Source organism: Streptomyces sp. NBC_00258 (assembly GCF_036182465.1).
Classification (GTDB): Bacteria; Actinomycetota; Actinomycetes; order Streptomycetales; family Streptomycetaceae; genus Streptomyces.
The window spans coordinates 1,451,887-1,477,021 of the sequence record NZ_CP108081.1 but is presented as its reverse complement, the minus strand read 5'-3'; the positions used below and the strand labels follow the sequence as shown (position 1 = coordinate 1,477,021).

22 protein-coding genes are annotated in these 25,135 nt (G+C 70.1%); 11 read left to right on the top strand and 11 right to left on the bottom strand.

All coding sequences use genetic code 11. The features are described 5' to 3' along the window. Positions 1 to 137: 137 nt before the first annotated feature. Positions 138 to 1,112 carry an aldo/keto reductase gene (locus tag OG718_RS06960; protein WP_328843616.1) on the top strand — a complete coding sequence of 325 codons (975 nt, stop codon included), beginning with the start codon at positions 138 to 140 and terminating at the stop codon, positions 1,110 to 1,112. Between the two features lie 257 nt (positions 1,113 to 1,369). After that, positions 1,370 to 2,347, top strand: coding sequence for an aldo/keto reductase (locus tag OG718_RS06955; RefSeq protein ID WP_328843615.1), 978 nt, complete (start codon positions 1,370 to 1,372; stop codon positions 2,345 to 2,347). A 120-nt stretch (positions 2,348 to 2,467) separates the two neighbouring features. Here OG718_RS06955 and OG718_RS06950 read toward each other — a convergent pair whose 3' ends face one another. From OG718_RS06950 to OG718_RS06935, 4 genes are all read right to left on the bottom strand, one after another. Beyond that, positions 2,468 to 3,082: a flavodoxin gene (locus OG718_RS06950; protein WP_223064981.1), complete on the bottom strand. Its 615-nt coding sequence runs from the start codon at positions 3,080 to 3,082 to the stop codon at positions 2,468 to 2,470. A gap of 92 nt (positions 3,083 to 3,174) precedes the next feature. Further along, positions 3,175 to 3,954: an SDR family oxidoreductase gene (locus tag OG718_RS06945; protein WP_328843614.1), complete on the bottom strand. Its 780-nt coding sequence runs from the start codon at positions 3,952 to 3,954 to the stop codon at positions 3,175 to 3,177. Positions 3,955 to 3,998: 44 nt separating this feature from the next. Beyond that, positions 3,999 to 4,850, bottom strand: coding sequence for an aldo/keto reductase (locus OG718_RS06940; protein WP_328843613.1), 852 nt, complete (start codon positions 4,848 to 4,850; stop codon positions 3,999 to 4,001). 43 nt (positions 4,851 to 4,893) lie between these two features. After that, a complete protein-coding gene (locus tag OG718_RS06935; RefSeq protein ID WP_328843612.1) occupies positions 4,894 to 5,160 on the bottom strand; it encodes a hypothetical protein in 267 nt (88 codons plus the stop codon). Between the two features lie 167 nt (positions 5,161 to 5,327). Here OG718_RS06935 and OG718_RS06930 point away from each other — a divergent pair, with 167 nt between their 5' ends. Continuing rightward, positions 5,328 to 6,248 carry a helix-turn-helix transcriptional regulator gene (locus tag OG718_RS06930; RefSeq protein ID WP_328843611.1) on the top strand — a complete coding sequence of 307 codons (921 nt, stop codon included), beginning with the start codon at positions 5,328 to 5,330 and terminating at the stop codon, positions 6,246 to 6,248. Positions 6,249 to 6,314: 66 nt separating this feature from the next. Here the strand turns inward: OG718_RS06930 and OG718_RS06925 are convergent, their stop codons facing one another. Both OG718_RS06925 and OG718_RS06920 read right to left on the bottom strand, forming a co-directional pair. Further along, positions 6,315 to 7,229 carry a helix-turn-helix transcriptional regulator gene (locus tag OG718_RS06925; protein ID WP_328843610.1) on the bottom strand — a complete coding sequence of 305 codons (915 nt, stop codon included), beginning with the start codon at positions 7,227 to 7,229 and terminating at the stop codon, positions 6,315 to 6,317. 367 nt (positions 7,230 to 7,596) lie between these two features. Beyond that, positions 7,597 to 8,457: a helix-turn-helix transcriptional regulator gene (locus OG718_RS06920; RefSeq protein WP_306935673.1), complete on the bottom strand. Its 861-nt coding sequence runs from the start codon at positions 8,455 to 8,457 to the stop codon at positions 7,597 to 7,599. A gap of 127 nt (positions 8,458 to 8,584) precedes the next feature. Here OG718_RS06920 and OG718_RS06915 point away from each other — a divergent pair, with 127 nt between their 5' ends. Then, positions 8,585 to 9,580 carry an aldo/keto reductase gene (locus OG718_RS06915; RefSeq protein WP_328843609.1) on the top strand — a complete coding sequence of 332 codons (996 nt, stop codon included), beginning with the start codon at positions 8,585 to 8,587 and terminating at the stop codon, positions 9,578 to 9,580. A 135-nt stretch (positions 9,581 to 9,715) separates the two neighbouring features. Here the strand turns inward: OG718_RS06915 and OG718_RS06910 are convergent, their stop codons facing one another. From OG718_RS06910 to OG718_RS06890, 5 genes are all read right to left on the bottom strand, one after another. Beyond that, complete coding sequence (locus tag OG718_RS06910; RefSeq protein WP_328843608.1) at positions 9,716 to 10,735, bottom strand: ThuA domain-containing protein; 1,020 nt, start codon at positions 10,733 to 10,735, stop codon at positions 9,716 to 9,718. A 14-nt stretch (positions 10,736 to 10,749) separates the two neighbouring features. Continuing rightward, complete coding sequence (locus tag OG718_RS06905) at positions 10,750 to 12,909, bottom strand: outer membrane protein assembly factor BamB family protein (RefSeq protein ID WP_328843607.1); 2,160 nt, start codon at positions 12,907 to 12,909, stop codon at positions 10,750 to 10,752. Between the two features lie 153 nt (positions 12,910 to 13,062). Next, positions 13,063 to 13,884, bottom strand: coding sequence for a citryl-CoA lyase (locus OG718_RS06900; RefSeq protein WP_143642713.1), 822 nt, complete (start codon positions 13,882 to 13,884; stop codon positions 13,063 to 13,065). Continuing rightward, positions 13,881 to 15,083, bottom strand: coding sequence for a CaiB/BaiF CoA transferase family protein (locus tag OG718_RS06895; RefSeq protein ID WP_328843606.1), 1,203 nt, complete (start codon positions 15,081 to 15,083; stop codon positions 13,881 to 13,883). Before OG718_RS06895 ends, OG718_RS06900 begins: the two co-directional genes overlap by 4 nt. A gap of 90 nt (positions 15,084 to 15,173) precedes the next feature. Continuing rightward, on the bottom strand, positions 15,174 to 15,956 hold the full coding sequence (locus OG718_RS06890) for an IclR family transcriptional regulator (RefSeq protein ID WP_260695677.1): 783 nt from the start codon (positions 15,954 to 15,956) through the stop codon (positions 15,174 to 15,176). Between the two features lie 131 nt (positions 15,957 to 16,087). Between OG718_RS06890 and OG718_RS06885 the strand changes: the two genes are divergently transcribed. From OG718_RS06885 to OG718_RS06855, 7 genes are read left to right on the top strand one after another with little or no spacing between them, the layout of a single operon-like run. Further along, positions 16,088 to 17,638, top strand: coding sequence for an aldehyde dehydrogenase family protein (locus OG718_RS06885; protein ID WP_328843605.1), 1,551 nt, complete (start codon positions 16,088 to 16,090; stop codon positions 17,636 to 17,638). Next, positions 17,635 to 19,389, top strand: a complete 1,755-nt coding sequence (locus tag OG718_RS06880; protein ID WP_328843604.1) for a thiamine pyrophosphate-binding protein — start codon at positions 17,635 to 17,637, stop codon at positions 19,387 to 19,389. The genes OG718_RS06885 and OG718_RS06880 overlap by 4 nt, the downstream gene beginning before the upstream one ends. Positions 19,390 to 19,430: 41 nt before the next feature. Further along, positions 19,431 to 20,606, top strand: coding sequence for an ABC transporter substrate-binding protein (locus OG718_RS06875; protein ID WP_328843603.1), 1,176 nt, complete (start codon positions 19,431 to 19,433; stop codon positions 20,604 to 20,606). A 17-nt stretch (positions 20,607 to 20,623) separates the two neighbouring features. Continuing rightward, positions 20,624 to 21,493 carry a branched-chain amino acid ABC transporter permease gene (locus OG718_RS06870; RefSeq protein WP_055612771.1) on the top strand — a complete coding sequence of 290 codons (870 nt, stop codon included), beginning with the start codon at positions 20,624 to 20,626 and terminating at the stop codon, positions 21,491 to 21,493. Beyond that, the gene (locus OG718_RS06865; protein ID WP_328843602.1) at positions 21,490 to 23,409 is read left to right on the top strand and encodes a branched-chain amino acid ABC transporter ATP-binding protein/permease; all 1,920 of its coding nucleotides are present in this window, start codon (positions 21,490 to 21,492) and stop codon (positions 23,407 to 23,409) included. Before OG718_RS06870 ends, OG718_RS06865 begins: the two co-directional genes overlap by 4 nt. Beyond that, positions 23,406 to 24,164, top strand: a complete 759-nt coding sequence (locus OG718_RS06860) for an ABC transporter ATP-binding protein (RefSeq protein ID WP_328843601.1) — start codon at positions 23,406 to 23,408, stop codon at positions 24,162 to 24,164. The genes OG718_RS06865 and OG718_RS06860 overlap by 4 nt, the downstream gene beginning before the upstream one ends. 25 nt (positions 24,165 to 24,189) lie before the next feature. After that, entirely contained in the window at positions 24,190 to 25,068 is an 879-nt protein-coding gene (locus OG718_RS06855) for a shikimate dehydrogenase (RefSeq protein WP_328843600.1), read from the top strand. Positions 25,069 to 25,135: the final 67 nt, after the last annotated feature.

Sequence of the window (25,135 nt, the reverse complement as noted above, 5' to 3'; positions counted from 1 at the left end):
GGAAGCGGCCTGAAGATCAGGTTCCTCGCGCGGGGAACCCCACCCGGATACCCGCCCCGCGTTCCCGTCCCGCCATGCGGCAGGCATGCGGCGTGCGGGAGATCCGCAGGTACCCGCGAACCCACGGAGTGGCAACCATGAAGCACATCAAGCTGGGAGACCTGGACGTCTCCCGAATCGGTCTCGGCGCGATGCCGATGAACGCCTTCTACACCGGGAAGGACACCGACGAGGCGGAGGGGATCCGCACCGTCCACCGGGCACTCGACCTGGGTATCACCCACATCGACACCGCGGAGGTCTATGGTCCCTTCACCAATGAGGAGTTCGTCGCCAAGGCTCTCAAGGGCCGCCGCGACCAGGTGGTGCTGGCGTCGAAGTTCGGGTTCATCTCGCACACGGGGCGCGAGGGTGGCCTCGACAGCAGCCCGGCGAACATCCGGATCGCGGTCGAGGGGTCGCTGAAGCGCCTCGCGACCGACTACATCGGCCTGTACTACCAGCACCGGGTCGACCCGGACACCCCCATCGAGGACACCGTCGGTGCCCTTGCCGAACTGGTGCGGGAGGGCAAGATCCGCCACATCGGCCTGTCCGAGGCCGCGGCCGACACCGTCCGCCGTGCTCACGCCGTGCACCCGATCACCGCGCTCCAGACGGAGTACTCGCTGTGGTCCCGTGACCCGGAGACGGAGATCCTGCCGACGACACGGGAGCTCGGCATCGGCTTCGTGCCCTGGTCGCCGCTCGGACACGGGTTCCTGACCGGCGCGATCCGCTCGACCGACTGGTTCGACGAGGACGACTTCCGCAAGAACAACCCGCGGTTCCTGCCCGGCAACTTCGAGCAGAACCTCCGCGTCGCCGACGAGGTCAAGGCCGTCGCCGACGAGGCCGGTGCCACCCCGGCACAGGTCGCTCTCGCCTGGCTGCTGGCCCAGGGTGACGACATCGCCCCGATCCCCGGCACCAAGCGTGTGTCCCACCTGGAGGACAACACCGCAGCCGCCGACGTGGAGCTGACCGCCGCGCAGATCGAGAAGCTGAACAACCTCACCCCTGCCTCGGGTGAGCGCCTCGACGAAGCGGCCATGGGGCTGTCCAACCGCTGATTCGAGCTCCGGTGCCGTCCTCCACTGTCCGGCCGCGGTCTCCCACGTGCTGAGCGAAGGCAGAAGAGTGCGTCTAGCTTGAAGATCAGGTTCGCGTGACAGGACACACCGGCCGCGCCACCGCGCTAGGCAATGGGAGGCCGGGTCGGTCGGCCGAGGCGCGGCAAGGGCTCGGCGGCCGGCACCTCTGAATGAGCTGGGCTCGGCGCAACGCGCCGGGTCGGCCCGCAGACACTCAAGAGACAGGGAGCAGCCTCATGAAGCACATCAAGCTGGGAGACCTGGACGTCGCCCGCATCGGTCTGGGCGCGATGTCGATGTCCCACGCCTACACGGGTGCGGGCTCAGACGACGCCGAGTCGATCCGCACCATCCATCGGGCACTCGACCTGGGCGTCACCCTGATCGACACCGCCGAGGTCTACGGGCCCTACACCAATGAGGAGCTCGTGGGCCGGGCTCTCAAGGGGCGCCGTGACCAGGTCGTGGTGGCGACGAAGTTCGGATTCATGTCGCACACGGGCCGCAGTGCCGGCGACTTGGACAGCAGCCCGGCGAACATCCGGATCGCGGTCGAGGGGTCGCTGAAGCGCCTCGCGACCGACTACATCGATCTGTACTACCAGCACCGGGTCGACCCGGACACCCCCATCGAGGAGACGGTCGGGACGCTGGCCGAGCTGGTCGACGAGGGCAAGGTCCGCCACATCGGGCTGTCCGAGGCGGGGGTCGAGACCATCCGTCGTGCCCACGCCGTCCACCCGGTCACCGCGCTGCAGTCGGAGTACTCGCTGTGGACCCGCGACCCGGAGCCGGAGGTGCTGCCGGTGCTGCGTGAACTGGGCATCGGCTTCGTGCCCTACTCCCCGCTGGGCCACGGCTTCCTCACCGGCCAGATCCGCTCGACCGACGACTTCGGTGACGACGACTGGCGGAAGAACAACCCGCGCTTCACCGGCGAGAACTTCCGGCGCAACCTGCGCCTGGCCGACGAGGTCAAGGCCGTCGCGGACGAGGCCGGTGCCACTCCGGCGCAGGTGGCCCTGGCGTGGCTGCTGGCCCAGGGCGACGACATCGCGCCGATCCCCGGCACCAAGCGGGTCTCCCGCGTCGAGGAGAACACCGCCGCCGACGGCATCGAACTGGGCGCCGAGCAGCTCGCCAAGCTGGACGACCTCACTCCGGCGGCGGGCCACCACCACGACGAGGCGGGCACGCGGCTCCTCGGCCGCTGAGACTGCCGCCGGCATCGACAGCACTCGTCCGAGGAGACCGTTCCCACCGTCGAGACCGCGATCAGGGACGGGTACCGGCTGATCGACACGGCGCCGGGCAGTCGGGCGGCCAGGTCGGCGTCAACGAATGCCGACGCGCCGCTGCCACGACTCGACCTGGGCATCGGCATCCCGGACTTCCTCGCCGCGCACCGCGAGCCCTTCCGCGATGGTCGCGCCCGGGCAGGACCGCGCGTAGTCGCGCTCGGTGGTACCCAGTCCGCTCATCGCATACGTCGTGACCGGATGGACCGTCTTGCCGCGGAAGTCGTACCTCTCGGCGAAGGTCGACATGATCATGGGTGCTCGGACGTTCCAGATCGGGCTGCCCAGCAGCACCACGTCGTAACGCCCGATCGAGGACGGGGGGTCGACGATGGCCGGTCGCGCATCGGCGTTCTGCTCGCGGACATTGCGCGCGACCGTCTCGTCGTAGTCGTCGGAGTAGGGGTCGACGGCTTCGATGCGGTGCACGTCGCACTCGATGCGCTCGCTGATCATCTCGGCGAGAACTTCGGTGTTCCCGATCTTGAGATTCGTACGCCCGCCGTAGGAGTAGTTCTCGCCCGGCCGGGAGAAGTAGGCCAGCAGGACCCGCCGCCCCGGCGAGGCGGCCGAGTCGGATCGCTCGGTGGACTCCGGCGCCGGCCCGCTCGACTGCGACGGAGAACAGCCGGTGATCTGGACGCCGGTCACGATGGTGGTTCCTCCCAGAAGTACGCCACGAAGGAGCGCGCGTCGCCCCAGCCCGGCGGGTTCGGCTCTCACGGCGCCGAGTCCGCCCGCCGTCATCCGCTGGTTCCGTGAACGGAACGGATGGCCTCGAGATCCGCGCGCAGCGTTCGCGGCTCGGCTTCGACAAGAAGGTCGGCCGGGTCCAACACGCCGTCAACGGAGCCGGACTCGTCGCCCTTCAGAGCGCCGAAGAGCTCTGCCCAGTCCGACGGCTCATCTCCTTCGGTGGCGATGAGCTCGAACGTCTTGCCCAGCGCGGTGTCGGTCAGCAGGCTGCGTACCAGTGTCTCGGCGATCTGGTCGCGGGCGATCCCGCCGTCCGCCGTGCCGCCCTGCTCCAGAACGAGCCGCCGCTGAGTGGGGCCGGAATGGTCGAACCAGCCGGGCCGGACGATCGTGTAGGGCAGGCCACTGGCCCGGAGCAGTCGCTCGGAGCGCCGCTTCCACGGGGTCGCACCGGGGATGTCGCTGCGCGTGGCGTAGACGGAGGTCATCAGTGCCACGCGCGGCCGGGCGTCGTCGAGGGCCCGCAGGATGTTGAGAACCCCGCCGTAGTCGACGTGCGCACGGGCGTCCGAGCGGGAGTCGCCACCGGATCCGTGGGTGAGGACGATCGCGTCGACCTCGCCCACCGCGCGCCGCAGGGAGGCGGAGTCCTCGAGGTCGCCCTGCACCAGTTCGACGTCGGGGAGGAGTTGTTCGGCTCGCCCCACGTCGCGCACGAGTGCCCGTGGGCGCAGGCCATGTCGCCGCGCGGCGCGCACGGCGAACTGTCCGATGCTGCCGGTCGCGCCGACCATGAGTACGTCGGTGATGTTCTGGTGCTTGGACATGATGGGGTCCTGGTCCGTGAAGTGGATGCTGTCGAGATGCCGGATCAGCCGTCCAGGCGCCGCGCGCTGAGCCAGCTCACCATGTCCGGGGCGTGGTGGTCGAAGAACAGCGTCCCTCCGGTGTCCAGGGTGGCGATGGACGCCATCTGGTCGTCGGTCAGTTCGAAGTCGAAGATGTCGATGTTCTCCGCCATGCGGTCGGCGCGGACGGACTTGGGGATCGCGACGACGTCGCGCTGGGTCAGCCAGCGGAGCACGACCTGTGCCACGGACTTGCCGTGCTTCTCGCCGATCCCGCTCAGGACCGGATGGGTGAAGATGTCGTTCTTGCCTTCGGCGAACCCGCCCCACGACTGGATCTGGACCCCGTGCTCGCGCATGAGCTCCTGGTCGGTGGTGCGCTGGAAGAACGGGTGGGTCTCGATCTGGTTGACCGCGGGGGTGACCTCGTTGTTGAGGATGAGGTCGAGGAGCCGGTCGGGGTAGAAGTTGGCGACGCCGATCGCCTTGGCCCGGCCCTCGCGGTGGAGGTCCTGCATGGCGCGCCACTGGCCGTACACGTCACCGTAGGGCTGGTGCATCAGGTACAGGTCGAGGTAGTCCAGGCCGAGCTTGGTCAGCGACGTCTCGAAGGCACGCTCGGTGTTCTCCTCGGCGGGCGCGTCCTGGACCCACAGCTTGGTGGTGACGAACAGCTCTTCGCGGGGGATGCCGCTGTTCTTGATGGCGCGGCCGACGGCCTCCTCGTTCTGGTACGCGGCGGCGGTGTCGAGCAGTCGGTAGCCGGCGGCGAGGGCGTCGGTGACGGCCTGCTCGGTCTGCTCCGGCGGGATCTGGTAGACGCCGAAACCGAGGATCGGCATCTCGACGCCGTTGTTGAAGGTGACGGTCTGCATGGGATTTTCCTTCTGTACGAGACGGGGTGGGGCAGGTGACCGGTCAGCGTCCGAGCAGGCGCGGGCCCGCGTCGGTGGCGGTGGTGGTGCCCGGATTCTGATGAGGGACGATCGCCCTCGCCCGCGCGGCCGGTCCGGGGAAGGCCTCCCGCAGCACGGCCGGGGAGGACGGGACGACCATCGCGTCGACCATGACCGTGAAGAAGCCGAGCAGCAGGGCGGTCGGCGCCATATCCCCACCGGACGTGTGCTCCGGCAGCGGACGGCCCGAGCAGTCCTGGAGCGTCGAGGTGGGAGCGGACGTGGACAAGGGACGATCTCCTGCCCTGGGAAGACCCGGTGTGCTGACAGAAAACCACCCTCGCGCTTTTCCGGCCGTGGTGGCAGGCCGGGATGTGCCAGGGAGTGACGTTCAGGGGTGTGACAGGGCCCCTCATGTGCCTGCCGCGCTGGTCAGCGCGGTGTGACACTGTCGACATGGCATCTGAGCAGAGGAGCGGCGGGGGCGCCGAAATGGAGCTGGGCCTGTTCCTGCGCGCGCGTCGTACCCAGACCAGTCCCGACCAGGTCGGCCTCACCGTGGGCACCGGCCTGCGCCGTACCCCGGGGCTGCGCCGCGAGGAACTGGCCACGCTCGCCGGCATCAGCATCGACTACTACGTACGCCTGGAGCGTGGCAAGGAAACCCGCCCCAGCCCCTCCGTGCTGGACGCCCTCGCCCGTGCCCTGCAGCTCGACGACGCCGAGCACCAGCACCTGCGCGAGCTCGCCGCCCGCGCTGCCCGGTATGTCCCCGAGCCTCCGCCGCCGCCCAGCCGGACCGTGCGCCCGCATCTGAAGCTGGTCCTGGAGACGCTGCGGCCGAGCCCCGCGTACGTCATCAGCCGCAGCATGGACCTGCTGGCCTGGAATCCCGGCGGCCTCGCCCTGTACGCCGGTCTTGACGACTGGCCCACAGGGCAGCGCAACCTCGCCCGCTACCTCTTCCTCCACCCCACAGCCCGCACCCTCTTCCAGGACGACTGGGACGAACTCGTCCGCGGCTGCGTCGCCAGGCTGCGCGGTGTGGCAGGCACCGCCCCGGACGCCCCCGACCTCACGCACCTCGTCGGCGAACTCCTGCTCAAGAGCCCGGACTTCGCCAAGCTCTGGGAGCGGTACGACGTCATCGGCCGCAAGCGGGTCCAGAAGACCTTCCATCACCCCCGGGCCGGCGACCTCACCCTCAGCGGCCAGAGCATGCACCTCGACGGCACCCCCGGCCAACGCCTCGGCGTCTACACCGCGGAACCCGGTACGCCCGACCACGACGCCATGCTCCTGCTGGACCTGGCCGCGTCGCCGCCCGCCGGGCATCCCGATACGAAGGCCGAACAGCAACATCGCACACAGTCCTGACGCGCACCCGCTGTCTGCCCCGACACCTTGCGTTGTCCGTTCGAGGGCGTTGAGGGCGTCGTGGGCTCACGTCGAGGGGGAGGTGGGTTCGTCGTGGGACGGCGTCGGTGTGTGGGAAGTGGGTTGTGAGCCGAGCAGGTCGAGGAGGGAGAGGGCGTCGTAGTCGGTGGTGCCCGGCTCGGCGTAGTAGGTGATGAGGCGGTGGCCCGGGGTGCCTTCCAGCTCCATGGACTGGTAGCCGAGGGTGAGGTCGCCGACGTCGGGGTGGTGGAACGTCTTGCGGCCGTGGGAGTGGCCCTTGATGTCGTAGCGCTCCCACAGGCGGGCGAACTCCGGGCTCTTGAGGAGGAGTTCACCGGCGAGCCGGGTGAGGTCGGGGGCGTCGGGGTCGGTGCCGGCCAGGGCGCGCAGGCGGGCGACGCAGCCGCGTACTTGGGTGGCCCAGTCGTGGAACAGGGTGCGCGAGGCGGGGTGGAGGAAGACGTAGCGGGCGAGGTTGCGCTGCCTGGCCGGCCAGTCCTCGATCCCGGTCAGTAGTCTCAGCCCGCTGGGGTTGGCCGCGAGCAGGTCGTTGGTACGGCTGACCACGTGCGTGGGATTCGGCCGCAAGATCTCCAGCAGAAGCTTCACGCCCGGCCGTATGGTCCGGCTGGGCGGCGCCGGAGGTTTCGGCGCGGTGCGGGTGGCGAGGGCGACGAGACTGCGCAGATGCTCGTGTTCGTCCTCCTCCAGATGCAGGGCGTGGGCCAGGGCGTCGATGACGGAGGGGCTGGGACGGGTTTCCTTGCCGCGTTCCAGGCGTACGTAGTAGTCGACGCTGATGCCGGTGAGGGTGGCCAGTTCCTCACGGCGCAGTCCGGGGGTGCGGCGCGGTCCCGGGCCGACCGTGAGCCCGGCCTCGGCGGGGGTGATTGCGGCCCGGCGGGCGCGCAGGAAGCTGCCCAGCTCGGTGCCCCCGCCGGCGGGCTGCTCACGTGTCATGCTTCTGAGTGTGCGGGCGCAGGTGACTCGCCGGTAGGCGTGTGAGGGGTCCTGTCATGCCCCGGAACACGGTTCCCTGGCACGGCGCGGTCTGGCACATGACCCGTGTACGAGGGACGTTGACGGTGATCGGTGACGGCGCGATCGGGCTCTGGGCCGTGCAGGCCGCCAAACGGCTCGGCGCCTTGAGGTCTCCTGGCCGAAAGCCGGGGGAGGATCATCCTGATGGGCGTTGAGAATTACGCTCACAGGCGGGGTGCCCGCGCGTACATCGAGCCCCGACGGCTGAAGAGGGCATGCTCGGCGGCTACAGCCATTCCGCCGACCCGACCACCGCACACCGAGCCGCTGCCCATGGCCGGCCGCTTCACCGTGCCGTCGGGCCCGTTGCCCCCGTGGGGAATTCCTCGATCCCGATGACCCGCAGCAGCTCCAGCCGCTCGCGAGCCTCGGCGTCCGCCGGGGTGAGCACCAGCAGCTGCTGACCCTGGTCGGGAGTGACCAGGGTCTCGCAGTCCATCAGCAGGCGGCCGACCCGCGGATGCAGCAGGGTCTTGCGGTCGGCGCGCCGGACCGCCACCTCGTGCTCTGCCCAGAGCCGGCGGAAGTCGGCGCTCGCGGCCTGCAACCGGTCGACGAGTCCGGTGACGATGGAGTCGCCGGTCCGGCGGCCGGCCGCCGCACGCAGGTCGGCCACGAGCTGGCGGGCGTGGCGTTCCTGCTCCTCGGGCGGGGTGACGGCCCGGGTCGCGGGGTCGGTGAACCAGCGGTACGCGATGTAGCGGCGGTCGCCGGAGATGCCGGTGTGGTCGCCCGTGAGCAGGAGGGCGGCCCGGTTCTGGGCGAGGACCTCGCCCAGGTCGGACATCACAAGGGCCGGGGTGTCGCCGAGCAGGTCGAGCATGCGGATCAGGCCGGCGCGGGCCTGGCGGGCCACCCCGTCGGCCGGTGGGGGCCGGTGTCCGGCCAGGTGGAACAGGTGGTCGCGCTCGTCGTCGGAGAGGCGCAGCGCCCGGGCCAGTGCGCCGAGCAGCTGGGTCGAGGGCTGACTGCTGCGGCCCTGCTCGAGGCGTACGACATAGTCCACCGACATCCCGGCGAGTGTGGCCACCTCTTCCCGGCGCAGGCCGGTGGTTCGGCGGCGGGGGCCGTCGGCGATGCCGACCTCGGCCGGGCGGATCGCCTCGCGGCGGCGGCGCAGGAAGTCGGCGAGCTGCTCACGTTCCATGGCCCCATCGTCCCTCGGGCCGGGCGAGCCGAGCCAGGGAGCGGCGCTCCCAGGATGAACGCTCCGCTCCCGTGGGTCGCGGCGCCGCCGCAGGGTGGACGGCAGACCGACGACGAAGGAGAACGCGATGCAGACACGAACCCTGGGCAGCACCGGTCCGGCCGTTTCCGCGCTGGGCCTTGGCGCGATGGGCATGTCGGGCGCTTACGGCGTGGCCGACCGCGCGGAGGGTATCGCCACTGTGCACGCCGCGCTGGAGGCCGGCGTCACGCTGATCGACACCGGTGACTTCTACGCCATGGGCCACAACGAGCTGCTGCTGGCCGAGGCCCTGCGCGGCCGGGACCGGGACAGCTACCGGCTGAGCGTCAAGTTCGGTCAGCTGCGGGGGCCGGGCCGCGAGTTCAGCGGGCAGGACGGCCGGCCCGAGGCGGTGAAGAACTTCCTGGCCTACTCGCTGACCCGGCTGGGCACCGACCACATCGACATCTACCGTCCCGCCCGGCTGGACCCCGCGGTACCGATCGAGGAGACGGTGGGTGCGATCAAGGAGATGATCGACGCCGGGTATGTCCGGCACCTGGGCCTTTCTGAGGTCGACGCGGCGACGATCCGCAGGGCGCATGCCGTCCACCCGGTCGTCGACCTTCAGATCGAGTACTCCCTCCTGTCCCGTGCGGTGGAGGCGGACATTCTGCCTGCGCTGCGGGAGCTCGGCATCGGCCTGACCGCGTACGGAGTCCTCGGCCGTGGCCTCATCTCCGGGCACTGGTCCGCCGACCGCACAGCCGGCCCCGGCGACGGCCGCGGCTTCAGCCCGCGGTTCTCGAGCGGGAACGTGGAACACAACCTCGCCCTCGTGGAGGCGCTGCGCCGGGTCGCCGACGCGAAGGGGTGCACGGTCGCCCAGCTGGCCATCGCCTGGGTGGCCGCGCAGGGCGACGACATCGTGCCGCTGGTCGGCGCCCGCACCCGCGAGCGGCTGGCCGAGGCGCTGCCCGCGATTGAGCTGGACCTCACCGAGGACGACCTCGCCGAGATCGAGAAGGCGGTGCCGCCGGGCGCTGCACGCGGCGACCGATACCCGTCCGCTTTCATGGCCGGCCTCGGCGTCGGCAACTGAGGCCGCGCACCCGTCAGCACTCCGCAGAGGTCGGTGACGGACCTCGATGCCGAACCAGCGGATCAGCAAGGGGATGAGGGCGATGACCGGCACGCCGGTCCTCACGATCACTTGGCCCGTCCGGTGTGGAGCGGTTCAGCCTGCCCGGCAGAACGGGGTCCTGCCCATGGCGGACTCGATGCCGCCCAGGACCAGGTTCTGGAACTGGTCCGCACCGGGGAAGGAACCATCGGTCGAGAAGGCCTTGGCGTCGTGGCCGAGGGTGGTGAGCCAGGCACGTCCGCCGTCGTAGTACTGGCACCAGGCGACCGGGTGGTGCCTGCCGTGTCCGGGGTGGCCCTGGTTGCCCGTGACACCCTCGGCAAGCGTGGATTCGTCCACGGAGGCCAGGACGCGGACCTTCGAAGGGGCCGGGACGAGGTTGTACCACTCGTCGGTGAAGTCCCAGCGTGTCGGAAGATCCGAGGTGGAGGAGTCGCGGCGGTTCTGCACGACGACCGTGCCACGCTGGTCGGGCCCGTGGTCGTAGAAGTTCGCGCCGCCCAACAGGCCTTCGTACCAAAGCCAGTTGTACTGCGTGCCGAACGCGTTGTGGATCCCGACGAAGCCTCCGCCGCCGCGGACGTACTGGCGCAGGGAGGTCTGCGCGGCGTCGTCTAGTGTGTCGCGGCTGGTGGAGTAGAAGACGACCGCGTTGTACCGGAAGAGCCGTGCGGGGGAGGAGAGTTGGGTGACGTCCTCGGTCCAGTCGACGGTGAAACCGTTCTTCGTGCCCATCCCGACCAGGGCGTTCTGTACGACGTTGGTGTCGGCGAGCGCCGGGTTGAGTCCGGCGCCGAGTGTGGGACCGAGGTTCGCGTGGCGGGGTCCCGCGGTCCGTGTGTAGAGGAGCACTCGGTAACCGTCGGCGGCCGGGGAGAAGTTGCCCCAGTCGTGGTAGCACTTGGCGCTGGTGCCGCGGCAGACCCCGTAGTCGGGGTCGCCGAGTTCCTGCGCTCCGGTTCCGGCGGGTCTGCCATCGCCTCGCGCGGAAGCCTGGTTCTCGGACATCTGGTGCTGTAGGCCGAGGAAGGCGGCCAGGGCGATGAGGAGCGTGGCACTGACCGCGGCCACTACGGACACCGTCGTACGTGCTGGACGTGCTCTGGACATCATGGCGGCCGGTCCTCTCACTGGACGACGATCTTGCCGGTGGACTGGGGGAAGGCAGGGTCGTTGTAGAAGTACTCGCCGGGCTTTCCGAAGGTGTACGTGTACGACTGGCCCGGCATCAGCAGCCCGGTGTCGAACTCCGCGTCGAAGAAGGCCACCGCGCCATGGGCCTGCCGGTTGTCGGCGGGGTTGGTGAAGGTGACGGCGGTGCCGGCCGGGACCGTCAGGTGCTGCGGCGCCATGGCGTTCTGGGCGACCGTGTTCTCGGTTGTGCCGGGGGAGCCCGTGGCGGTGCTCCAGACGCGGCCGAGGGTGACGGTGTCGCGTGCCGTCGCACCGGTCACGGCGGCGGTACGGATCTGGTTGCGGCGGGACGGGGGAGTGGGCGCGGGTGCCTGCTCGACCTTGCCGCCGAGCTTGAACGCCCAGAGGTGGTCGCCCCGCGGGATGTCGGGGAAGGGGAGTCCGTTGCCTCCGGCGAGCACGGCGATGTACTGCTCGCCGTCGATCTCGTAAGAGACCGGGACGGTGTTGACTCCTGCGCCGCACTGCCAGGTCCACAGAGTCCTGCCGTCGGTGTCGTTCATCGCTTCGAGGACGCCGTCCGGGCGGCCCTGGAGGAGGACACGGCCGGCGGTGGTGAGGATGCCGTTGCCGTGGGCGAGGGACCAGGGGCCCTCCTTTCGCCAGGCGACCGAGTTGGTGCGGGGGTCCATCGCGACGAGGCCGCCGCCGAACAGTTCACCCAGAGGGCGGGCCGTGTTGACGCGTCCGCCGCGGGTGTTGGAGTAGGAGGAGTTGACGAGGCCGTAGCCGACGTAGACGTATCCGGTCTTCGGGCTGAAGGAGGGGAAGCCCCAGTCGGCTCCGCCGCCCGCGCCCGGGAAGAGGATGGTGGCCCGGTCCCAGAAGACCTCGTACAGGCCGCCGGTCGGGTAGAAGGGCACGGGCCGGGTCGTCTTGTCGAGTTCCGGATACGGGGACACGAACGGCTCGCCACCGGGGAAGGGCTGGGTGGGCGAGGTCTTCTGCAGGGCGTGCTGGGGGACCGGCCGCTCCTCCATGCCGTGGACGGCCTCGCCGGTGCGGCGGTCGAGGATGTAGTACCAGCAGGTCTTCGAGCCGTAGACGACGACCTTGCGCTTCCTGCCGTCGATGAGGAGGTCGGCGAGCACCGGCGCCATGACGTTGTCGGCGTCCCAGATGTCGTGGTGGACCGACTGGAAGTGCCAGCGACGCTTGCCGGTCTTGGCGTCGATGGCGACGATCGAGTTGGCGAAAAGGTTGTCGCCGCCGCGCGAGGAGCCGTCCGTGCGGGGGTAGGGGTTGCCGAACGTCCAGTAGACCAGGTTGAGTTCGGGGTCGACGGCCGGGTGGATCCAGGGGACCGCGCCGCCGGTCTTCCAGGAGTCGCCCTCCCAGGTGTCGTGCCCGAACTCCCCGGGTCCGGGCGGTCCCCAGAAGGTCCACACGACGTTGCCGGTCTTGGCGTCGAGCCCGTATCCGCGGCCGCGCGCGCCGGCGGTCGAGCCCTCGGTGCCGATGTAGACCAGGCCGTCCCAGTGCACGACCGCGCCCGCCAGTCCTCCGCTGTTGCCGCCGCACTGGCCGCTGTCGTTGTCGCAGCCGTCGTCGCCACCGTTGTCGTCGACGATCAGTGGCTTCTGCCAGACGATCGCCCCGGTCTTCTTGTCGAGGGCGTAGACGATGTTGGTACCGGAGATGGTGAAGACCTTGCCCTCGGCGACGGCGACACCGCGCATGTTCGTGGTCTCGGTGCCGAGGTTCGTCTTCCAGATCACCTCGCCCGTCCTGCCGTTGACGGCGAAGACGTTCTGCTGGGTGGTCTCGACGTACAGCACACCGTCCTGCACGACGATCGTGCACTGCTGGTACGCGCCGGTGGAGCCGCCCTCCAGGTTGATGTGCCAGGCCCCGCCGAGCCTCTTGATGTTCTGCGGGGTGATGTCCCGGAGCGTGGAGTGGTTCTGGTTGCCGTAATTGCCGCCCACCTTGGGCCAGTTGGTGCCTGTGTTGCCGAGCGCGGCGGACTGCGGGGGTACCGGGAGGGCGAGGCCGGCAGACGTGTTCGGGGCCGCTTCGGCGGGGGTCGCCAGGGAGGAGACGGTGGCCGCGCTGCCCGCCGCGGCTGTCAGGAGGAAGGAGCGTCTTTCCATCGTTCAGTTCCCTCGATTCGATCAAGGTCCGCTAGATGGTTTACGCAATCCGCAGAATGGGTTCGCGTGATGGGAGGTCACGTTAGGGACGGCTGTGCGTCCATGACAAGACGCGCGACAGGGGATTTTCGAGCGGTGAGGGTCAACCGAGCGCTACGGACGCGCTGTTGGTGCCACCAGGTGGACCGGCACCATGGAAGGCGGCATGGGGCTCTTGTTGCGGCGCCCCTGTCCGGTCTCCTCCCAGGCGTGGGCCAGGATGCCGACACTGCGGCTGAGCACGAAGAGGCCGCGGGCCAGTGGCGCGGCGAAGCCGAGTTCGGCGTAGATGACGGCGGTGGCGCCGTCGATGTTCATGGGCACGGGCTTCCTGCCCTCGCGCCCCCGGTTGAGATGTGCCTCCACGGCGCGGGCCGCCCGCAGGTGGGCGCCCTCCACCAGGCCGTCCGCCACGGCCCGGTCCACCAGGGCGAGCAGCGGGTCGCGGCGCGGGTCGCGGGGGTGGAAGCGATGGCCGAAGCCGGGCAGATAGCGCGAGCGCCCGCGCCATTCGCCGACGACCTCCGCCACGGCGAGGTCGAACTCCCGGCCCTGGCCGTGCCGTTCGGTGATCTCGCTCAGCAGCTGCACGCATTGCTGACCTGCCCCGCCGTGCACATCACCGAGCATGTTCACCCCGGTGGCCACGGCGCTGTTGAGCCCCACCCCGCAGGTGGCGGCCATTCGGGCGGCGGCGATCGAGGGCGCCTGCGGTCCGTGGTCGACGCCTGCCACCAGCGCTGCTTCCAGGAGCCCGGCCTGCTCGGGACGGGGAAGTTCGCCCCGGAGCATCAGCCAGATCGTCTCGACGAAGGTCGCGTGGCCGATCAGGTCCTGTACCGGGTGTTCGCGCAGTTCGATGATGCCGGGTTCGACCCGGCTGACGGCGGTGGCCCACCACTGCGCGACCAGGCCGTCCTGCGGCCCGGCCGTCATGACGCCCGCGCCTCGGCGGCGTGGCGGTGCGCCCGCCAGCGTGCGATCAGCCGCTCCCGCTCCTCGCCGTGCTGGTCGAGCAGCGGCGGCGGGTCGTCCGGCGACAGCGGTTCGCCGTCCACCAGTACGCCGTTGCCGCTGACCCGCAGCGTGCGGCCGGAACCGTCCGGATAGGGCAGATCGGTGAAGAAGCAGCGGTGGGCCAGCTGTTCCAGCTCCACGGCTTCGGGGACCGTCAGGACGCGGGCCGCGGGGACCCCGGCCGCGGACAGCGTTGTCTCCCACTCCAGAGCGGTCTTCTGGCGCAGCGCCGCGTTCAGCTCGGTGTTGAGTTCCGTACGGTGCCGTTTGCGTGCCTCGCGCTCGGCGAACCGCGGGTCTTCGACCAGGTGGGGCAGCCCGGCCAGACGGCAGAGCGTGACGAACTGCTCCTGCCGGTTGGCCGCGATGTTCAGCCCGCCATCGGCGGTCTCGAAGGTTCCGGACGGGGCCGCGGTGGCGTTCTGGTCGCCCATCGGTTCCGGATCGACCCCGCTGATCAGGTAGTTGGAGACGGCCCAGCCCATCGCGGAGAGGGAGACCTCCAGCATGGAGACGTCCAGCCGCGCCCCATGTCCGGTCCTCTCCCGTCCCAGAAGAGCCGCGCTGATCGCGAGGGCCGCGCCGAGGCCGCCGAGCGAGTCGGACACGGGGAAGCCCACCCTGAGCGGGGCGGTGTCGGTGGTGCCCGTGATGCTCATCATCCCCGACAGACCCTGGATGATCTGGTCGTAGGCGGGGGCCGCGCTCATCGGCCCCGACTGACCGAAGCCGGTGATCGCACAGCTGACCAGGCGCGGATTGAGTTCCCGCAGCCGGTCGGCGTCGTATCCCATCCGGGCCAGCACCCCGGCCCGGAAGTTCTCCAGCAGGACGTCCGCGCCGCGCACCAGCTCCTCGAAGTCGGCCCGGTCGCCGGGGTCCTTGAGGTCGAGCACGAGTGACTTCTTGCCGGCGTTCTGGGCGAGGAACGAGGCGCCGATGCCGGCCCGGTTCAGCTCCGGATCAGGGCCGAGACTCCGCGCGAGATCGCCCCTGCCCGGCTGTTCGACCTTGACGACCTCGGCGCCGAGGAGCATGAGGTGGTAACTGCAGTACGGTCCTGCGAGCACATTGGTGAGATCGAGTACGCGGATTCCTGAGAGCGGTCGTTCGGGCATGCACCGGCTCCTTCTGCGGTTCCTGCGGCTTCTGTGCTTCCTGGAGTTCGTGCAGTCTCTGCGGAGGTTGCGGCGCCTTCTGCCGCGTGGTCACTTCGTCGGGCTGAGCGGGTGGTCGAAGCCCTGTTCCGACATCTGCCGGGCGACTTCCGTGAGCGCGGTGGCGAACCGCTCGACGGCTGACTCGGGGAAGCGGTGGCTGGGTCCGCTGAGCGAGAGAGAGGCGACGACGGCCCCGCTGCGGCCGACGACGGGTACGGCAACGGCCGTCAGACCTTCGTCGCGCTCGCCGCGGCTGACCGCGAAGCCGCGCTCTGCCGCCAGGTCCGCCCACACCCGCAACTGCCTGGCGTGCCCCTCGCCGTGCGGCGAGCCCGTGGCGATCCGGTGCAGCAGGGCGTCCGGAGCCGTACGCAGCAGGATCTTGGACGAGGCGCCCGCCCACAGCGGGAGTTCGTCGCCGACCCGTACGACATGGCGCAGCGGTTGCGGGCTCTCCTGCTGGGCCACACAGACGCGGGACAGACCGCGCAGCATGAAGAGGTTGACCGTCTCCTGCTGCTCCTCGGCCAGCTCGCGCATCAACTTGCGGGTCTCGCGGGGCAGTTCCCAGCTGGTGTGCGCGAGATGCGCCCAGCGCCACAGGCCGGGACCCGCGGTGTAGCCGGCCGGGGTGTCCCAGAGCAGACCGCACTGTTCGAGGGTCTGCACCAGGCGGACCACCGTGGTCTTGGCCAGACCGGTGGCGTCGACGATCTCCCTCAGCGTGACCGTCGGCTGATCCTCGGTCAGCAGTCCCAGGATGTCCAGAGCCCTGCGCACACTGCGCACCCCGGTCGCCTCGGCCGCCCTCTCATGGTCGGTCTCGCTCACGCGCCTTCCCCCTTCGCTTCGAAACTTCCTCGAACGGCCCTCTTGCCACCGCGAGTTGGCGCCCGTACGTTACACGCCGACCCACAGAGCAGTCCACCAGTACCACTTAGCGGTTTCCTGGGAGAGATCTCATGCTCGATTCCCTTCTCAAGGCCGGGGCGGACGTGGCGGTGGCCGAAGCGCCTCCCTACGTCGCCGGCCAGTGGGGTGGCAACGGTCCCACGGTGACCCGAACAGGCCCGTACCTGCGCCGGGTTGTCAGCCGGACGACCACGGCGACGGGAGAGGAGGTCGCCGACGCTCTCGCCTACGCCCGTTCCTCGGCCAGCACGGTGGCCGGCCTCGCCCCCGCCCTGCGCGCGGACATCCTGGACCGAGCATCCCGCGCCGCCTCGGCCCACCGCGAGGGGTTGGCCCGCCTCCTCGCCCTGGAGTTGGGCAAACCGCTCAAGGACGGACTCGGCGAGATCGACCGGGTCGCGGACACCTTCGCGGTGTGCGCCTCCGAGGCGCGCCACATCGGCGGCGAGACCCTGCCCGTCGCAGGCTGGCAACGCGGCGTCGGCAACACCGCCTTCACCTATCGCGCACCGGCCGGGGTGGCCCTCGCCATCACCCCCTTCAACGCCCCCGCGAACCTCCTCGCGCACAAGCTCGGAGCCTCGTTCGCCGCGGGCAACACCACACTCGTCAAGGCTCCACCGCAGGCACCGGCCGCCACCGCCGCGATCGTGGCCCTGCTCCTGGAGTCGGGCATGCCCCCGCAGGCGGTACAACTGCTGCACGGCGGCGCCGAGGTGGGCGCGCTGCTGTGCGCTGCCGACGAGGTGGCCGTCATCAGCTTCACCGGCAGCGCGGAGACCGGCCGGGCCGTCGCCCGCGCCGCCGGGGCCAAGCGCCTGGTCCTCGAACTGGGCGGCAACGCCGCGACGATCGTCTGCGAGGACGCCGACACAGGGCAGGCCGCGAAGGAGTGCGCCCGCACCGGATACAGCAACTCCGGCCAGAGCTGCATCTCCGTCCAGCGCGTCTACGTCCACCGCTCCAGCTACGACGCCTTCCTCGACGCCTTCACCGCAGCCGTCGACACCCTGAAGGTCGGCGACCCTCTCGACCCGGCCACCGACGTGGGCGCCATGGTCGACGAGGAGGCCGCCGAACGCGTGGTGCGCTGGTCGGCCGAGGCCGCCGCCTCCGGCGCCCGGGTGCTGCGCGGCGGCACCCGGGACGGCGCCACCGCCGCGCCCACCGTCGTGGCGGACCCGGCGCCGGACGCCTCGGTCGTGGTCCACGAGGTCTTCGGGGCGCTGGTCGCGGTACTCCCGTACGACGACTTCGGCGCGGTCATCGACGCCTGCAACACCAGCCGTTACGGCTTGCAGGCCGGTCTGTTCACCCGCGACATGGGCCGCATCATCACCGCCTGGCGCGAGCTGGAGACCGGCGCGCTGATCGTCGGCGGCAGCTCCAACTACCGCCTCGACCATGTCCCCTTCGGCGGGGTCAAGGACTCAGGATTCGGACGCGAGACACCCCGCTCGATGATCGACGACTACACGGTCGTCAAGACCCTCATGCTGCGCGGGCTGTCCGTGTGGGGCGACACGAGCCTCCTCGACGCAGCCGCCATGGACACGACGTCGACCGGTACGACCTCCACCGACGGGGAGACCGACGCATGACCGTGACCGCCGCCGAAGCCCTGGCCGGCCAGCTGGAGTCGTACGGAGTCGAGTACGTCTTCGGCACCTGTGGCCACACCAACATCGCCCTGCTGGACGCACTCGGCCCCAGCTCGATCAAGTTCGTGATCGCCCGCCACGAGCAGGCCGCCGCACACGCCGCCGACGGCTACGCCCGCGCCTCCGGAAAGCCCGGCGTTCTGCTCACCCACGTCGGCCCCGGCATGATGAACGCGGTCACCGGAGTCGCCACCGCCGCCCTCGACTCGATCCCGCTGATCGTGATCTCCGGCGACATCCCCTCCTACTACGCCGGCCGCCACCCGCACCAGGAGGTCAACCTCCACGCGGACGCCGACCAGACCTCCATCTACCGGCCGTTCACCAAGCGCGCCTGGAACGTCCACCGCGTCCAGGACCTGGCCCGTACGACGGAACGGGCGTTCTGGACCGCGACCTCCGGCCGGCCGGGGGCCGTGCTCGTCAACGTCCCCATGGACCTCTTCAGCCGGCAGGTCGAGCAGTACGCCGGTGAGTACCCGCTGCCCGGCGGCGCCACGCTCCCCGGCCTCGACCGGGCGACCGCCGAGCGCATCGCCCAGACGCTGCTGGACGCCGAACGCCCGCTGATCTACTTCGGCGGCGGGCTGCGTGAACCGGCCGCCCGGCAGGCCCTGTCGGCGCTCGCCGAGCACCTCGACATCCCGCTCGCGCACTCCCTGATGGGCAAGGGCGTCCTGCCCGACAGCCACCCGCTGCTGCTCGGCATGCCCGGCTTCTGGGGCCTGGACACCACCCACGAGTACACCAAGGGCGCCGACGTGGTCCTCGCGCTGGCCACCCGGTTCGCGGAGACCGACGCCAGCTCCTGGGACCCGGCGTACACCTGGACCTTCGGTGACAAGGACAGCCCGCCCAGCAAGCTCATCCAGATCGACATCGACCCTGCCGAGATCGGCCGCAACTACCCCGTCGAGATCGGTGCCGTCGCGGATGTCGGAGACGCGGTACGGGCCATCGGGCAGGCAGTACGAGGCGCCCGCCCCGAGCCGCTGCGACGCCCCGGCCTGCGCGACACCATCGCCACCGCCCGCCGGGCCGTTTTCGACACCGTCCGCGAGGACGGCCGCAGCGACAACTTCCCGCTGCGGCCCCAGCGCATCCTCGCCGACCTTCGCGAGGCCCTGCCTGACGACGCGGTGCTCGTCACCGACGTCGGGTGGAACAAGAACGGCGTCGCCCAGTGCTACGAACTCCCCGAAGGCGGGCGCTTCGTCACACCCGGGGGAGCCTCGACCATGGGCTTCGGCCCGGCCGCCGCGGTCGGTGTGCAGCTGGCCCAGCCGGACCGCGTGGTGGTCGCACTGATCGGCGACGGCGGGATGAGCGCCCAGCTGCCCGCGGTGCCGATGGCCGTCGAACAGGGCCTGCCCGTCATCTTCGTGGTGATGAACAACCGGGCCCACGGCACCATCGCCGACCTCCAGGCCTCCTCGTTCGGCCGGTCCTACGGCTGCGAGTTCACGGACGCCGAAGGACGGCCCTACAGCCCGGACTTCGCGGCCTTCGGCCGGTCCTGCGACGCCGACGGATACACCATCGCCGCCCCCGCCGACCTGTCCAAGGCCCTCGCCGACGCGATCGCGCGGCGCAGGCCCGCCGTCATCGACGTACCGATGGTCAACGAACCCGTGCCGACGCCGGGCCACTGGAACATCAAGGACATCTACCGCGGGTCCTTCGCCGACTGACCTCCCCGCACCTTCCCGTCCGCTCACAACGAGGTGACCCCATGACCCGCAGCAGTACCCCACGACCACGCACCACCACCCGAGCCGCCGTCTGCACCGCCGCCGCGCTGGCCGCCGCCCTCACCGCGTGCAGCGCACCCGGCGAATCGTCCGACGACACCAAGGCGTCGTCCGGACCCATCAAGGTCGCCGTCGTCAACGCGCAGAGCGGGCAGCTCAGTTCACTGGGCGACTGGGAGTACAAGGGCGCCAAGCTCGCCGTCGACGAGTGGAACAAGAAGGGCGGCATCGACGGCCGCAAGATCCAGCTGAAGCTCTTCGACGACCAGGGCGACCCGACCACCGGCACCAACCTCGCTCGCAGGCTGGTCAGTGAGAAGTACGTCGCCATGATCGGTACGGCGGAGAGCGCCGTGACCATCGCCATGGGTCCTGTGCTCCAGCAGGCGAAGATCCCTAACATCACCTCCGGCCAGTCCGACGGCCTGGTCGCGTTGAAGAGCCCGTACCTCTTCCTCAACGGACCGACCAGCACCACCTACGACTCGACGCTCGCCCAGCACCTGGTGAAGGACAAGGGCTACAAGAAGATCGCCATGATCACGAACAACGGCTCCTTCGGGAAGGGCGAACACGACGCCTTCCTCAAGGCCGTGAAGGGGCTCGGGGTGAACCCGTCCACCGACCAGGTGGTCACCACCGACCAGAAGGAGTTCAGCGCGGCACTGACGAAGATCCGGGCCAAGAAGCCCGACGTCATCTTCATCGGCTCGGAGGAGGTCGAGGCCGGACTGATCGTCAAGCAGGCCCGGGACCTGGGTATCACCGCCCCCTTCGCGGGCGCCGCGCCGCAGGGCACCCCCGTCTTCATCGACACCGCGGGCAAGGCCGCCGCCGAGGGCACCATCGTCAGCTCGCCCTATCTCAGCAACGACGTCAGCGACGCCTCGAAGAAGTTCGCCGCCGCCTACGAGACCGCCTACGGCAAGGAGGCGGAACTGCACGGTGCCAAGGCCTACGACGGGGCGAACATCCTGCTGACCGCCCTCAAGACCAGCAACGGCGCGGTCGGCGAGGAACTCGCGGACGCGATCCGCGACACCCGGTACAAGGGCCTGCTCGGTGACTTCCAGTTCGACGAGACGGGAGTCGGCATCACCAAGACCACCATCGGCGTCATCCGCGACGGCAAACTCGTAGCCCAGCCCCAGCAGTAGGCACCGGGAGCACTGACGTGCAAGAGACACTGCAGACACTCGTCGGAGGCCTGAGTCTCGGGGCGGTCTACGCCCTGGTCGCCATGGGGTTCTCCCTGGTCTACCGCACCATGGGCCTGGTCAACTTCGCCCACGCCGACATCGCCATGATCGGCGCCTACGCGGCCTCCACCTTCTACCTGACCTCCAAGCTGCCCTTCGCCGTCGCCATGGTCGTGGCCATCGCGGTCACCGCCGCGATCGGTCTGGTCATCGAGCGGGTGCTGCGGCCGCTGGAGAACAAGGACTTCGACCTGATGCTGATCGGCACGATCGGCTTCGGCATCGTCCTGCAGGCTGTCGCCATCCTGATCTGGGGCACCACCGGACGGGCGGTCCGCTCGCCCGTCCGCTCCGCCCCTCTCGACCTGTTCGGCGTGCGTGTGCGCACGTACGACCTGCTGGTGATGGCCGTGGCCGCCCTCGCCGTGCTCGGCCTCGCCTGGTTCCTCGCACGCACCAAGCGGGGCGCGGCCATGCAGGCCGTCGCCATGGACCACGAGGCGGCCACCGCCGTCGGCATCAACGTCGGCCGCAGCAACGCCCTCGCCTTCTCCATCGGCGCGGGCCTCGCCGCCCTGGCCGGCGGTCTCGTCGGACCGATGCTGTACGTCGACGCTTCGCTAGGCGGTGCGCTCGGCATCAAGGGCTTCGCCGCCGCGATGCTCGGCGGCTTCGGCTCCATTCCCGGAGCCGTCGTCGGCGGACTCGCGATCGGCGTCCTCGACTCCTACGCGGCCGGCCACTTCCAGGGCTACTCGGTGCTCGTGACCTTCCTGGTCTTCACCGCCGCCATCATGATCCGCCCGATGGGCGTCTTCGGGGAGAGGACGGTGAGCCGCGCGTGAAGCTCCGTGTCAAAGGGCCCTCGGCCACCCGTGCAGGAGGGCTCGCCGCCATCGCGGTGGCCGCCTGGCTGCTGCCGTACGGCCTGGGAAGCTACTCCATCCATGTCGTCAACATCGCGATCATCTATGCCCTGTTGGCCATCGGTATGGGCCTGGCCATGGGCATCTCCGGGCAGATCAACCTCGCCCAGGTCGCGTTCTTCGGCGTCGGCGCGTACACCCTCGCCATCCTGACCACCGACTCCGGGTACGGGTTCTGGGCGGCGGCGGTCGTCGCCGTACTCGCGACCGTGGCGACCGGCCTGTTCGTCGGCATACCGGCCCTGCGCATGCAGTCCCACTACCTGGGGATCGTCACGCTCGGCCTGGCACTCGGCTTCATCAGCTGGATCACCAACGCCTCGGTCACCGGAGGCGCCGACGGCATCTCCGGAATCCCGCTGCCCACCCTGCCCGGCATCGATCTCTCCAGCGAATACCTCTACTACTACCTGGAGTTGGGGGTCTGCGCGTTCGGCCTCGGCTTCGGGCTCTTCGTCGTCCGTACGTCCCTGGGGCGGCGGCTGCGCGCGATGCGCGACGACTCCCTGGCCGCGGGCGCGATGGGCGCGGAGATCCCGCTGCTGCGCATGACCGCGTTCCTGCTCGCCAGCCTGTACGGGGGGCTGGCCGGAGTGCTGTACGCGGGCCTCATCCGCTATGTGGCCCCGGAGACCTTCTCCATCGGCAACATGTTCATCCTGCTCGCCATGGTCATCATTGGCGGCCGACGCTCCCTCGTCGGCTGCGTGGTCGGTGCGGTCGGACTGACCCTGATCCGCGAGTGGCTCTCCGACTTCTCGACGTACGCACAGCTCGGATACGGCGTGGTGGTCGTCCTCATGGTCGTCTTCGCACCGACCGGACTCGCCGGAATCCCCTCCCGCGCAAGGGAGTTCGCGAACCGACGGCGACGCAGCCACACCGAGGACCGTGCCCGGCTGCGCCCCTTCCAGCCGTACGAGGCCGTCGAGACGCCGGCCGCCGCGGACGAGCCTCTCCTCGAAATCCGTTCCGTCACCAAGGACTTCCGCGGACTGCGCGCCCTGGACGACGTCTCCCTCACGGTCCGCCCCGGCGAGATCCGCGGCATCGTAGGACCCAACGGCTCCGGCAAGACCACCCTGTTCAACGTGATCAGCGGCTTCTACCGGGCCACCTCGGGGCAGGTGCGGTTCGGCGGCCGCGCCACCACCACTGCCCGTCCGTACGCGCTCTCCCTCCTCGGCGTGGCCCGCACCTTCCAGAACCTGCGTCTGTTCGGCCAGTTGACCGTCCGGGAGAACATCCTCGTCGCGCTCGACCGCACCAGGACCTACACCATCTGGCAGTACGCGGTGTGGCAGCCCGGAGTCGTACGCCGCGAGCGGCAGCTGCGCCGCCAGGCCCAGGAACTCCTGGAACGCTTCGGGCTCACCGACTTCGCCGAGGCCGCCCCCGGTTCCCTGCCCTACGGCATCCAGCGGCGCATCGAGATCGCCCGTGCCATGGCCTCCCGGCCCCGGCTGCTGCTGCTCGACGAACCGGCCGCCGGGCTGAACGGCGAAGAGGTGCAGCAGCTTGCCCGCATCGTGCGCTCCATCCGCGACAGCGGCACCACCGTCGTCCTCATCGAGCACAACATGGGTCTGGTCATGTCGCTGTGCGAGCGCGTCACGGTGCTCTCCAGCGGAGGGGTCATCGCGGAGGGTACGCCCGCCGAGGTGGTCGCCGCTCCGGAGGTGATCGAGGCGTACCTCGGGGACTCCGCGATGGCCGACGTTCCGTTGCCGGAACCGGCCCCGCCCCGGGCGCCCGCGGGTCCGGCCCAGGCACCGGCCTCGGCCGAAGCCTCTGCCTCGGCTGAGGCACCTGCTTCGAAGGAGGCAACCCGGTGAGGACGACCCCTTTCCGACGAACGACGGCCCCCGCGACCGGCACCCCGGCCACACTCGCCGTCGACGACCTGTCCGTGCACTACGGCGGGGTCCGCGCGGTCAGTTCGATCAGCTTCAGCGTGGAGCCCGGGGCGTCGGTGGGCATCATCGGCGCCAACGGCGCGGGCAAGACCTCCACCCTCAAAGCCCTCATGGGACTGGTACCGCGCGGCGGCGGAAGCATCACGCTGGGCGAGCACGACCTGACCCGCGTGCGGGCCCGCGACATGGTGCGGCACGGCATCGGCTACGTACCGGAGGGCCGGCATGTGTTCCCCGGCCTGACCGTGGAGAAGAACCTGCTGCTCGGCGCGTACGCCCGCCGGTGGGACGCCGAGACCCGGGCCACGCTCGCCGAGGTGCACGAACTCTTCCCGGTGCTGGGCGAGATGGGCCAGCGGCTGGCCGGCGCGCTCTCCGGCGGGCAGCAGCAGATGCTCTCCATCGGCCGAGCCCTGATGGCCAAACCGCGCATCCTGCTGCTCGACGAACCGTCCATGGGGCTCTCGCCCAAGCTCGTCGGCGAGATCCTCAGCGCGCTGAAACGGCTGCGTGAGGAGGGGATGAGCCTGCTCCTCGTGGAGCAGAACGCCAAACTCACCTTCGGCGCGACGAGTCACTGCCTGGTCATGGAGAACGGCGGCGTCGCCATGACCGGAACCTCCGAGGAACTCAGCCAGGACGTCCGGGTGCGCCAGATCTACCTCGGGCTGTGAACGGCTCACGGAAGGGAGGGCGGCGATGGACCAGGACTCGTATCTCGTCGGCCTGATCGGCTCCGGCATAGGCACGTCGCTCAGCCCCGCACTCCACGAACGCGAGGCCGACCGGCACGGCCTGCGTTACCTCTACCGCCTGATCGACCTCGACACCCTCGGCACCGCCCCCGCGAAGGTGGGTGAACTGCTCGACGGCGCACAGGACACAGGCTTCACCGGTGTCAACATCACCCACCCCTGCAAGCAACTCGTCATCGATCACCTCGATGCCCTGTCCGCGCAGGCCGAGGCGGTCGGTGCGGTCAACACCGTCGTCTTCGGGGAGGGGCGGGCGACCGGCCACAACACGGACGTCACCGGGTTCGGGGCCTCGTTCGCCCGCTCACTGCCCGAAGCCCGCCTGGAGCGGGTCGTGCTGCTCGGCGCCGGAGGAGCCGGGGCGGCCGTCGCCCACGCGGTGCTCGCCCGCGGCGCCGCACACATCACGGTCCTCGACCTGGAGACCCACCGTGCAACCGGGCTGGCGGCCTCGCTGACTCGGCACTACGGCACAGGGCGCGCGTCCGCGGAAACGCTGGACCTTCTCCCCGCGCTGCTGGCCCGTGCCGACGGCCTCCTGCATGCCACGCCCACCGGAATGGCCGCACACCCGGGCCTGCCACTTCCGGCCGAACTGCTGCACCCCCGACTGTGGGTCGCCGACGTCGTCTACCGACCGCTGGAAACCGCGCTGCTGCGCACCGCCCGCGAACGCGGCTGCACAGTCCTCGACGGTCTCGGCATGGTCGTCTTCCAGGCCGCCGACGCCTTTCGGCTGTTCACCGGCAGGGAGCCGGACAGCGCACGGATGCTCGCCGATGCCGACGAACTGGCCCACGCGTCCGAAGCCGAAGCGACGTGAACGGACTCGAACGAAAGCGACACGACCGAGCGACACGAACGACGGAGTACCGCAGCGTCCGCATCTC